Consider the following 11,717-nt stretch of genomic DNA (forward strand, 5'->3'; position numbering starts at 1 on the left):
TGCCGTGCGGTAGGAAGTAGGCGTGTCCGCTGCACCCGAAGTCACCGATGCCACCGTCCTGCTGCTGTCGACCTCCGACACCGACCTGATCACCGCGCGCGCCAGCGGCGCCGGCTACCGCTGGGCCAACCCGGCGCGGCTGCTCGACGAGGAGCTGCCGGAGCTGCTCGCCGGTGTCGACGTGGTGGTGGTGCGCATCCTGGGCGGTTACCGCGCCTGGGAGGAGGGGATCGACGCCGTCCTGGCCAGCGGGGTGCCGGCGGTGCTGGTCAGCGGGGAGCAGTCGCCCGACGCCGACCTGACCGACCGGTCCACGGTTCCGGCGGGGATCGCGTTGCAGACCCACCTCTACCTGGCTCACGGCGGGGTGGCGAACCTGCAGCAGCTGCACGCCTTCCTCAGCGACACCGTGCTGATGACCGGCATCGGGTTCGCCCCGCCGGTGAGCACCCCCACCTGGGGAGTGACCCGCGAGCCCGCCGAGGACGGCCGGCCCGTCGTCGCGGTGCTCTACTACCGCGCCCAGCACCTGGCCGGCAACACCGATTACGTCGACGCGCTGTGTGCGGCTGTCGAGGCCGCCGGCGGCACCCCGATGCCGGTGTTCTGCGCGTCGCTGCGCACCGCCGAACCCGAGCTACTCGACACCCTCGGGCGCGCGGACACGATGGTGGTCACCGTGCTCGCCGCCGGCGGCACCAAACCCGCCGGCGCCTCGGCCGGTGGGGACGACGAATCCTGGAACGTCGAACACCTTGCCGCGCTGGACATCCCGATACTGCAGGGGCTGTGCCTGACCACCTCGCGTGCGCAGTGGGAGGCCAACGACGACGGGCTGTCCCCGCTGGATGTGGCCAGCCAGGTCGCGGTCCCCGAGTTCGACGGCCGCATCATCACCGTGCCGTTCTCGTTCAAGGAGATCGACGACGAGGGCCTGATCTCCTATGTCGCCGACCCGGAACGCTGCGCGCGGGTCGCCGGGCTGGCGGTGCGCCACGCGCGGCTGCGCGCCATCCCCGCCGCCGACAAGCGGGTGGCGCTGGTGTTCTCCGCCTACCCGACCAAGCACGCCCGCATCGGCAACGCGGTGGGGCTGGACACCCCCGCCAGCGCCATCGCCGTGCTCAACGCGCTGCGTGCGCACGGCTACCGGGTGGGGGAGTTGCCCGGTGTCGCGGCCGGGGACGGGGACGCCCTGATGCACACCCTGATCGAGCACGGCGGCCAGGACCCCGACTGGCTCACCGAGGGCCAACTGGCGGCCAACCCGATCCGGGTGCCGGCAGCGGACTACCGCGCCTGGTTCGCCACGCTGCCCGCCGGATTCGCCGCCGCCGTCGAACACCACTGGGGCCCGCCGCCGGGACAGTTGTTCGTCGACTACAGCCGCGACCCGGCCGGCGAGATCGTCATCGCCGCGCTGCAAGCCGACAACGTGGTGGTGATGGTGCAGCCGCCGCGCGGATTCGGGGAGAACCCGGTGGCGATCTACCACGACCCCGACCTGCCGCCCAGCCACCACTATCTGGCCGCCTACCGCTGGCTGGGTGCCGACTTCCCGGACAGTTTCCGCGCCGACGCGATCGTGCACCTGGGCAAGCACGGCAACCTGGAGTGGCTGCCGGGCAAGACGCTGGGCCTGTCCGGGTCGTGTGGCCCGGATGCCGCGCTGGGCGATGTGCCGCTGATCTACCCCTTCCTGGTCAACGACCCGGGCGAAGGCACCCAGGCCAAACGCCGCGCCCACGCCGTGCTGGTCGACCACCTCATCCCGCCGATGGCCCGCGCGGAGAGCTACGGCGACATCGCGCGACTGGAGCAGCTGCTCGATGAGCACGCCAACATCGCCGCCCTGGACCCCGGCAAGCTGCCCGCGATCCGCCAGCAGATCTGGACGCTGATCCGCGCGGCCAAGATGGACCACGACCTGGGCCTGGAAGAACGCCCCGACGACGAGCAGTTCGACGACATGCTGCTGCACGTCGACGGCTGGCTCTGCGAGATCAAGGACGTCCAGATCCGCGACGGGCTGCACATCCTCGGCCAGCCGCCGACCGGCGAGCAACAACTCGATCTCGTGCTGGCGATCCTGCGCTCACGGCAACTGTTCGGCGGCGAGCAGACCGTGCCGGGGCTGCGCCAGGCCCTCGGGCTGGCCGAGGACGGCAGCGCCGAACGCGTCACCGTCGACGAAGTCGAACAGCAGGCACGTGCCCTGGTCGCCGGGCTGGCCGACCGCGGCTGGGATCCCGCGGCGGTCAACGACCTCACCGACGACCCGGACGTCGCCGCGGTGCTGCGCTTCGCCGCCACCGAAGTCGTCCCGCGACTGGCCGGCACCGCCGCCGAGGTCGATCAGGTGCTGCGCGCCCTCGACGGTCGGTTCATCCCCGCCGGGCCGTCCGGCTCGCCGCTGCGCGGGCTGGTCAACGTGCTGCCCACCGGGCGCAACTTCTACTCGGTGGACCCCAAGGCGATCCCGTCCCGGCTGGCGTGGGAAACCGGTGTGGCCATGGCTGATTCGTTGCTTGCCCGCTACCACGAGGACCACGGCCGGTGGCCGGAGTCGGTGGGCTTGTCGGTGTGGGGAACCTCGGCGATGCGCACCGCGGGCGACGACATCGCCGAGGTGCTCGCCCTGCTCGGGGTCCGGCCGGTCTGGGACGACGCCTCCCGACGCGTGGTGGACCTGGAGCCGATCGAGCCGGCCGAGTTGGGCCGGCCCCGCATCGACGTCACCGTGCGCATCTCCGGGTTCTTCCGCGACGCGTTCCCGCACGTGGTGGCCATGCTCGACGACGCCGTGCAACTGGTCGCCGGGCTCGATGAGCCGGCCGAGGACAACTACGTGCGCGCGCACACCCAGGCCGACCTGGCGGCGCACGGCGACCAGCGGCGCGCCACCACCCGCATCTTCGGCTCCAAGCCGGGCACCTACGGGGCGGGGTTGTTGCAGTTGATCGATTCCCGCAACTGGCGGGACGACGCGGATCTGGCCGAGGTCTACACCGCCTGGGGCGGGTTTGCCTACGGGCGCGGGCTGGACGGCGCGCCCGCCGCCGACGACATGAACCGCAACTATCGGCGGATCGTGGTGGCGGCCAAGAACACCGACACCCGCGAGCACGACATCGCCGACTCCGACGACTACTTCCAGTACCACGGCGGGATGGTCGCCACGGTGCGGGCGCTCACCGGCCGCGACCCCGCCGCCTACATCGGGGACAACACCCGCCCGGACGCGGTCCGCACCCGCACGCTGTCGGAGGAGACCACGCGGGTCTTCCGCGCCCGGGTGGTCAATCCGCGGTGGATGGCAGCGATGCGCAGACACGGCTACAAGGGGGCGTTCGAGATGGCCGCCACCGTCGACTACCTGTTCGGCTACGACGCGACCGCCCACGTGATGGCCGACTGGATGTACGAACAGCTCACCGAGAGCTACGTCTTCGACGACGAGAACCGCAAGTTCCTGGCCGAATCCAACCCGTGGGCCCTGCACGGCATGACCGAGCGGCTGCTGGAGGCCGCCGGCCGCGGCATGTGGGCCGCGCCGCCGGAGGACACCCTGGACCGGTTGCGTCAGGTGATGCTGGAGACCGAAGGCGACCTCGAGGGCTGACCGGCGGGCCGCGTCGGCGTCCCGCGGTCGCACCGGATTGCTGCTGGGCACACCGGCGAACACTGGACACACCGCCGGTGATCGGGCGTAAAATTCCACACCACCTTCCGTGCGGAGGCAGGGGGTCCGGTGTCGGGTGACGCGGGGCCGCGGCTCGGCTGGCCGATCGTGGCCCGCGATGACGAGCTCCGCCAGGCGTTGGCGGCGCTCGACCCGAGCGCGGACTTTCGCGGGGCGGTGTTGTACGGCGCCAGCGGCGTCGGCAAATCGACGCTGGCGCGGGCGGTGGCCGGCAGCATCGAGGCGGCCGGCCGCCCGGTGCGGTATGCGGTCGGCACCGAAACCGGTCGGGCGGTGCCGCTGGGCGCGTTCTCCCGTGCGGTGACCGTCACCGTCACCAAGCAACCGGCGGCGATGTTGGCCGCGGCGCATGCCGCGCTGGCCGAAGCCGAGGACCTGACCGTCGTCGTCGACGACGCCCAGTTGCTCGACCCGCTTTCGGCCCTGCTGGTACACCAGCTGGTCACCGAGGGAGACGCCCGGGTGATCGCGACGATCGGACCCGATGACGGCTTGCCCGACGCGGTCAGCGCGCTGGTGACCGACCGCCGGCTCCGGACCCTGCGCATCGAGGCGTTCACCGCCGAGCAGGTCGAGGAACTGGCCCGCGCGGTACTCGGCGGGCCGGTCGACGCCGGTCTGGTCGACGAGTTGTACCGGCGCACCGGCGGGAACCTGTTGCTACTGCGCGGATTGCTGAGCGCCGGGCGGGAGAGCGGGGTGCTGGTTTCGTCGGCGAGCGGCTGGCGGCTGCACGGGCCGCTGCGCCCCGGCCACGAACTCGATGACCTGCTGGAGTTCCGGCTGCGCTCCCTCGACTCCGCCGAACGGGAGGTGGTCGAAGCCCTCGCTGTCGGTGAACTGCTGGATTGGGACGTGCTGCGGGAACTCTGCGATGCGGCGGCGGCGGGCCGGCTGGAGCGGCGCGGGCTGATCCAGGTTTATGCCGACGGCTCGCACACGTTGGCGCGCCTGAACCACCCGATCATCGGTGATGCGGCCGTCAAGCTGGCCGGGGTGGTGCGGTGCCGTCAGCTGAACGGCCGGCTGGTGACCATCCTGCACACCAGGCTGCAGTCCGGTGGCGAACAGACTCGGCTACCGGATGCGCGTGGGCGAATCCGGTTGGCGCAGTATGTTATCCGCAGCGATCTCGAACCGGATCTGGAGTTGGTCACCGCGGCGGCGGCCAGTGCGGTGGCGATGTCCGGGCTGGACAAGGGCGAGGAGCTGGCCCGGTTCGCCCTCGACCGCGGTGGCGGCTTGCCCGCCGCACTGGTGCTGGCCGAAGCACTCAGCTGGCAGGGCCGGGGACGGGAGGCGGACGCGGTTCTCGCCGGGATCGAACCGACCGGACCGGCCGAACAGGTGCGGTGGGGCTGCGCGCGCGCCGCCAACCTGTTCTGGGGTCTGGGCGACGTCGACGCGGCCCAGCGCCTGCTCGCCGGGATCGCGCCCGCCGCTGAGGCGGCGGTACTCGACGACGTGGTCGCCGCGCTGGGGGTTTCGTTCGCGTTCTTCGCCGGTGACGTCACGGCCGCGATCGACGCCGGACTGACGATCTGCGCGACGGACACCCACCACCGAGCGCTGGCCTGGACCGCGCTGACGATGTCCACCGCGTGGGCCTCGGCGTTGGTCGGCCGGTTCGGTGCGGCCAACCTGGCGGCGCGGGCGTCGCGGCCGATCGCCGAGCCGGGCCGCATCGGCATGCAACCACTGGCCACCGGATTGGCCGACGTCGTCGCCACCCTGGCGGCCGGCGACCTGCCCGGAGCGGAACAGCTCGCCCACCGCTACAGCGAATCGAGCGCCGGCGCACCCGGCGGCGACGCCATCATCGAAACGATGCGCGGTCGAGTGCTGGCCGCCCGCGGCGAGTTGGGTCCGGCGGCCGCCGCCTTCGCCAAGGCGGTGGCGTTGATGGCGCAGGGCTTCCCGCCGGGCTGGCTGATGCCCGTGGCGGCCTGGGCCGCCCAGACCGAAGGGGCCCGCGGCGCGGGCGGTGTCGCGGCGGAGTTGGTGCGCCTGGCGGAGCAGGCCGACGGCCCGCAGGTGGCGGTGTTCCGTCCGGAACTCGAACTGGCTCGCGCCTGGGAGCGCGCGGCCGCCAACGAGACCACCGCCGCGCAACAGCATGCGGCGACCGCGGCGCAGCTGGCGCGGCGCAGCGGGATGTGGATGCTCGAGATCGCGGCGCTGCATGCGGCCGTGCGATTCGGCGACCGGGCCCGGGCGGCCCGGCTGACGGAGCTGGCGGCGATCGTGGACACCCCGCTGGCGGCGGTGATGGCGGCCCAGGCGCGGGCCCTCACCGGCCACGAAGGCGACCTGCTGGACGCCGCCGCGGAGCGGTTCATCGAGCTCGGCGCGACCGCGTTGGCGGCCGACGCGGCGGCGCAGGCGGCGCGCGAACACGCCCGACGCGGCCAGTACAGCAAGGAACTCGGGTCCGCGGGCCGGGCGCACGCCCTGGCCGCCCGCTGCGACCTGCGGTCGCCCGCGGTGGTCGCCACCGCCCATCCGCTGCCGATCACCGACCGGGAGCGCGAAATCGCGATGCTGGCGGCGGCCGGGATGTCCAATCGCAAGATCGCGGACCAACTGTGCGTTTCGGTACGCACCATCGACGGGCACCTCTACCGCATCTTCACCAAGCTGGGTATCGAGCGGCGCAGCCAACTGTTGAGTCTGCTTGCCGCGCAACCACTGGCCGATTAGACGCCGGGCGGTGCGCTCATCGCTGCAGTCTGGCCATCTTGGCGCTGTCGCTGTGAAACTCGCCGCGCACCGCCTTGCCGGATCGGTCGAATTCAACGATGTTGACGAACGGTGCCTCCGCGCTGCCCCGATCGTTACCGAACCGGTGGGTGCCCAACACCACGACGTACGCCCCGGCATCGAGGTACTCGCGCGGTTCGAGGCTGAACGTCGACCAGTGCTCCGGCACCTGCGCCATCATCTCGACGATCGCGTCGCGGCTGTGTTTTTCGCCGCCGGGGGTGACCTCGTCGGAGGAGTACCACACCGCGTCGTGGGCGTAGAACTCCTTGAGGGCGGCCAGATCTCCACTGCGGAAAGCCTGGAAGGCAGAGCGCGCGGTATCGACGTTGGACATGGCAACCTCGTTTCGTTGCGACTGAATCCCCGGATTCGTCCACTGTTCTGGCCCGCGCAGGGGGTGGCTAGGGTAGCCCGCTACCCGAGCGGGCGCGGGCACGCAGTGGGGTAGCCGGCTACCCTACGGCGCGTCGGCGGCACGGCCGGATACTCAGCAGATCACGGAGATTCGGAGGCCGCTGATGGCGATCGCACTGATCGACACCGTCAACCGCGCAACGGTGACGGTGCGTAACCCGATCGACGGAACGGTCGTGGGCGAAGTGCCGGACCACACCGGCGCCGCGGTGGCGGCGATGGCCGAGCGACTGCGCGACAGCCAACCCGAGTGGGAGGCGATCGGTCCGGCAAACCGCCGCAAATGGCTGCGAAGATTTCAGGACTGGGTCCTCGACAACGCGGACCATCTCGCCGACGTGATCCAGGCGGAGAGCGGCAAGACCCGCGCCGAAGCCTGCACCGAACCGATCGTCGCCGCCGACGTATTGCACTACTGGGCCGCCAACGCCAAGCGGTTCCTTGCCGATGACCGACCCCGGCAGCCCGGTCCGCTGGGGCTCACGAAGAAACTGATCACCGCCTACCGGCCGTACCCGCTGGTCGCGGTGATCAGCCCGTGGAACTTCCCGCTCCTGCTCCCGGCCCTGGATGTGGTGCCGGCGCTCGCCGCGGGTGCGGTGGTGTTGCTCAAACCTTCGGAGTTGACCCCGTTTGCGGCGGTCGCCTTCGTGGACGGCTGGGCCGAGATCGGTGCTCCTCCGGTTCTGGCGCTGGCCACCGGCGCCGGTGCGACCGGCGCCGCGGTGCTCGCGCAGGCCGATTTCGTGCAGTTCACCGGCTCGACCGCCACCGGGCGGAAGATCGCGGTCGCCTGCGCGGAACGACTCATCCCGCACAGCCTGGAGTTGGGTGGAAAAGACCCCGCCATCGTGCTGGCCGACGCCGACGTGGACCGCGCCGCCAACGGCATCGCCTGGGGCGGGATGGCCAACTCGGGCCAGGTGTGCATCTCGGTGGAGCGGGTCTACGTCGAGGCGCCGGTCTACGACGAGTTCGTCGCCAAGCTCACCGCGGCCGTCGCGACGTTGCGGCAGGGCCGCGACGGCGGTCGCTGCGATCACGACGTGGGCCCGCTGGCCAGCACGGCGCAGTGCGCCATCGTGCAGCGCCACGTCGAGGAGGCCGTCGCCGCCGGGGCCGTGGTGGCCACCGGGGGCCGGCCGACCGGCGTCGGCACCTTCTTCCAGCCCACCGTGCTGGTCGACGTCACCCAGGCGATGACCTGTATGACCGAGGAGACGTTCGGCCCCACCCTGCCGGTGCTGAAGGTCGCCGACGAGGAGGAAGCGATCCGGTTGGCCAACGATTCCTGCTACGGGCTGTCGGCCACCGTGTGGACCGCCGACAAGCGGCGCGGCGAGCGGGTGGCGCGCCGGTTGCAGGCCGGCGGAGTCAACGTCAACGACGTATGGAGCAACGCCTTCGCGCACGCCCTGCCGATGGCCGGCTGGAAACAGTCCGGCATCGGAGCCCGCTCCGGTGGCGCGGCCGGCATCCGCAAATACTGCCGGCCGCAAGCCATCACCGTGCCGCGGACGCCGACCGGCAGCCGAGAGCCGCTGTGGTTCCCGTCCACGCCCCGCCGGACGCGGGTCGCGCTGGGCGTCTTCCGGCTGACCGCGGCGCGCGGACGGCGCCGATTCGGCTTCACCCGCCGGGGTGCCGCCCGATGACGCAGGCCCCCCGACCCACCGGAACCGGGTGATCGGCGCCCGGCCCGGATCAACCGTGGCATCATCGGCGGCAGCACCCGGCTTCGTCCGGCGGGAGGATCAGATGGTGCCCAGCACAGTTCGACCGGTGCGCGTCGCGATCATCGGGGCCGGCATGTCGGGGCTGTGCATGGCGATGAAGCTGCGTGACGTCGGCATCGACTCCTTCACCGTCTTCGAACAGGCCGACGACGTCGGCGGAACCTGGCGGGACAACACCTACCCGGGGCTGACCTGCGACGTGCCGTCCCGCTATTACAGCTACTCGTTTCGGCCGAACCCGGACTGGTCGCGGCTGCTGCCGCCGGGACACGAGATCCAGGCGTATTTCCGGCAGGTCGCCGACGAGCGCGGTCTGCGGCCCCACATCCGGTTCGGCACCGCGGTGACCGCGGCGCACTACCGCGATCAGCGCTGGTGGCTGACCGCCGCCGATGGCGACGAGGAAGCCTTCGACGTGCTGGTGACCGCCACCGGGGTGCTGCGGATTCCCCGCTACCCCGACATCGCCGGCCGGGAGTCCTTCGCCGGACCGGCGTTTCACTCCGCCCGCTGGGATCACACGGTGTCGCTGCCGGACAAGCGGATCGGGGTGATCGGCACCGGGTCGACCGGGGTGCAGATCGTCGCCGAACTCGGCGGCAACGTGCGGCAGTTGACCATGTTCCAGCGCACCCCGCAGTGGATCTACCCGATGCCCAACCCGCGCTACTCGGCGCTGAGCCGCGCGGTGCTGCGCCGGTGGCCGGCGTTGAGCGCGGTGGGCTACCGCGGCTGGGGCACCTTCTTCCGGTCCCTGTTCGGGCGGGCGGTGGTCCAACCCGGACTCCAGCGGCGCATCGTGCAAGCCGTGTGCCGGTGGAATCTGCGCCTGTCGGTGCGCGACCCGCAGCTGCGCGCCAAGCTGACCCCGACCGACCAGCCGATGTGCAAGCGGTTGATCGCCGCCGCAAACTTCTACCGGGCGGTGCAGCGACCCGGCGTGCAGCTGGTCACCGAGTCGATCGACCGGATCGAACCGCAAGGCGTGGTCACCGCCGACGGCACCCGGCACGAACTGGACGTGCTTGTCTACGCCACCGGATTCGACGCCCGGGCCTACGTGCGCCCACTGGCGGTGACCGGCGAGGGCGGCCGCACCCTCGAGGAGGTGTGGGCCGACGGGCCGCACGCCTACCGCTCGGTGGCGGTGCCGGGTTTCCCGAACCTGTTCATGCTGATGGGACCGCATTCACCGATCGGCAACCAGTCGCTGGTGCCGATCGCCGAGGACCAGGCGGACTACGCGCTGTGGTGGATCACCCGGATCCGCGACGGTCGATTCACCACCGCCGCCCCCACCGCGCAGGCCACCGAGCGCTACAACCAGGAGATGAAAGCCGCTATGCCGCAGACGGTCTGGGTGACCGGCTGCAACAGCTGGTATCTGGGCGCGGACGGGCTGCCCGAACTGTTCCCGTGGACACCGCAACGACACCGCGAATTGCTGCGCCGGCCTGAGCTCACCGATTTCGACGTCCGCTGACCCGGTAGATTGGCCGGCGTGGCTCCAACGTTTGCCGATCTGTCCAAAGCCGATTACCTGCTGCTGACCACGTTCACCAAGGACGGTCGGCCCAAACCGACCCCGATCTGGGCCGCGCCCGACGGCGACCGACTGCTGGTGATCACCCGCGCCGACGCCTGGAAGGTCAAGCGGATCCGCAACACCGCCCGGGTGACCCTGGCCGTGTGCGACGTGCGGGGCCGGCCCAAAAGCGCGGCGACCGAGGCCGTCGCCGCCATCCTCGACCAAGCTGAGACCGGGGCCGTCTACGACGCGCTCGGCAAGCGCTACGGATTGATGGGGCGGGCGTTCAACTTCGTGAGCAAACTGCGCGGCGGCATGCGCCACAACATCGGCCTGGAGCTCCGGGCCGCCTAAGCGGGCAGGTGCTCGCCGAAGAAAGCGAACACCCGCCGCCAGGCGTCCTCGGTGGCCGCCTCGTTGTAGCCGAACCCGGCGATCCGCAACAGCGGCTGAGCGGGCAGTTGGTTGGCGAAGCTGTGTCCGGCACCGGGATAGACCTTGATGTCGGCGCGGACGCCGTTGGCCGCGACGGCGCGCTGCAGCCGGGCCGGAGCCCCGATGCCATAGAGGTCGCGCCGGCCGAAGCTGGCCACGACCGGGCACGCACCGCTGAGCGTTTCGTCGAGATGGCGGGGCAGCGGCGTGCCGTAGAAGGGCGCCGCCGCGGCGAAGCCCTGCGGCGCGAGCACCAGCGCGAACTGCCCGCCCATGCAGAATCCGGCCACCGCGACCCGCCCGGAGCACTCCGGCAGCGCCTGCAGATGGTCGCGGGCGGCCAGAATGTCGTCGAGGGCGCGGCCCCGCTGGGTCAGTAGCTCGCGGAAGACCCGGGGGATGCAGCGGGCCCGCCCGCCGCGGGCGTACAGGTTCGGGGTGATGGCCAGATAACCCGCCGCTGCGATGCGCGCCGAGATCGCTTCCTTGTCCGGGCCGTAACCGAACGCGTCGTGGACCACCACCACCCCGGGGAAGGGGCCGTCGCCGGCGGGTCGGTCCAACAGGGCGTCGATCGGCCCGTCCGGGCAGTCCACGGTGATAGTCGTCACACCGTCAACCTAGGGGCTCGGCTCCCGCGGCGGAACCCCGGCACGCCGTCCGACGTTGTCACTGCATGTTGTCGCGGGTGTTGCTGGCGTATGTGCTGGTGGAGATCGCGGTTCTGATCGCGTTGGTCACCACGATCGGTGCGGGGCGGACCGTGCTGGTGTTGCTGGCGACGTTCCTGCTGGGTCTGCTGGTCGCCGGCGCGCAACTGCGCCGGCAGGCGCTGACCCTGCTGCGCGGGCTGCGCGATCCGGCCAAAACGCTCACCGACAGCGCCCTGGTGGCCCTCGGCGCGGTGCTGGTCGTCGTTCCGGGCCTGGCCAGCAGTGTCGCCGGAATCCTGCTCCTGTTGCCGCCCACCCGCGCGGCCGTGCGCCCGGTGCTCAGCGCCGTGGCGCTCGGGCGGCTCGCCCGGCCCGCGGCCCGCAGCGGGGGCGGTGCGGTGATCGACGGTGAGGTGGTCGACGGCGAGGTCGTCACCGAGGACGCCGCGACACCACGTGCGCTGCCCGCCGGCCGCACCCCGTAA

At 71.6% G+C, this 11,717-nt stretch carries 8 protein-coding genes; 6 read left to right on the plus strand and 2 right to left on the minus strand.

The window, feature by feature from the left end; all coding sequences use genetic code 11:
• The first annotated feature begins 22 nt into the window (after positions 1–22).
• Together cobN and A5643_RS02305 are read left to right on the plus strand one after the other, a co-directional pair.
• Complete coding sequence (cobN, locus tag A5643_RS02300; protein ID WP_066851515.1) at positions 23–3,622, plus strand: cobaltochelatase subunit CobN; 3,600 nt, start codon at positions 23–25, stop codon at positions 3,620–3,622.
• 129 nt (positions 3,623–3,751) lie between these two features.
• On the plus strand, positions 3,752–6,403 hold the full coding sequence (locus A5643_RS02305) for a LuxR C-terminal-related transcriptional regulator (RefSeq protein ID WP_231995412.1): 2,652 nt from the start codon (positions 3,752–3,754) through the stop codon (positions 6,401–6,403).
• A gap of 16 nt (positions 6,404–6,419) precedes the next feature.
• Here A5643_RS02305 and A5643_RS02310 read toward each other — a convergent pair whose 3' ends face one another.
• Positions 6,420–6,800 carry a nuclear transport factor 2 family protein gene (locus tag A5643_RS02310; protein WP_066851517.1) on the minus strand — a complete coding sequence of 127 codons (381 nt, stop codon included), beginning with the start codon at positions 6,798–6,800 and terminating at the stop codon, positions 6,420–6,422.
• Between the two features lie 184 nt (positions 6,801–6,984).
• Between A5643_RS02310 and A5643_RS02315 the strand changes: the two genes are divergently transcribed.
• The 3 genes from A5643_RS02315 (at position 6,985) to A5643_RS02325 (ending at position 10,498) form a co-directional block, all read left to right on the plus strand.
• The gene (locus tag A5643_RS02315) at positions 6,985–8,535 is read left to right on the plus strand and encodes an aldehyde dehydrogenase family protein (protein WP_066851519.1); all 1,551 of its coding nucleotides are present in this window, start codon (positions 6,985–6,987) and stop codon (positions 8,533–8,535) included.
• Positions 8,536–8,641: 106 nt separating this feature from the next.
• Positions 8,642–10,099: a flavin-containing monooxygenase gene (locus A5643_RS02320; protein ID WP_286143628.1), complete on the plus strand. Its 1,458-nt coding sequence runs from the start codon at positions 8,642–8,644 to the stop codon at positions 10,097–10,099.
• 18 nt (positions 10,100–10,117) lie between these two features.
• The gene (locus A5643_RS02325; protein WP_066851523.1) at positions 10,118–10,498 is read left to right on the plus strand and encodes a PPOX class F420-dependent oxidoreductase; all 381 of its coding nucleotides are present in this window, start codon (positions 10,118–10,120) and stop codon (positions 10,496–10,498) included.
• Here the strand turns inward: A5643_RS02325 and A5643_RS02330 are convergent.
• Positions 10,495–11,190, minus strand: coding sequence for a dienelactone hydrolase family protein (locus A5643_RS02330; RefSeq protein WP_066851526.1), 696 nt, complete (start codon positions 11,188–11,190; stop codon positions 10,495–10,497). The two genes, A5643_RS02325 and A5643_RS02330, sit on opposite strands and share 4 nt — an antisense overlap.
• A 65-nt stretch (positions 11,191–11,255) precedes the next feature.
• Here A5643_RS02330 and A5643_RS02335 point away from each other — a divergent pair, with 65 nt between their 5' ends.
• Entirely contained in the window at positions 11,256–11,717 is a 462-nt protein-coding gene (locus tag A5643_RS02335) for an FxsA family protein (RefSeq protein WP_066851528.1), read from the plus strand.

Source organism: Mycobacterium sp. 1274756.6 (assembly GCF_001668625.1).
In the GTDB taxonomy this organism is placed as follows: Bacteria; Actinomycetota; Actinomycetes; order Mycobacteriales; family Mycobacteriaceae; genus Mycobacterium.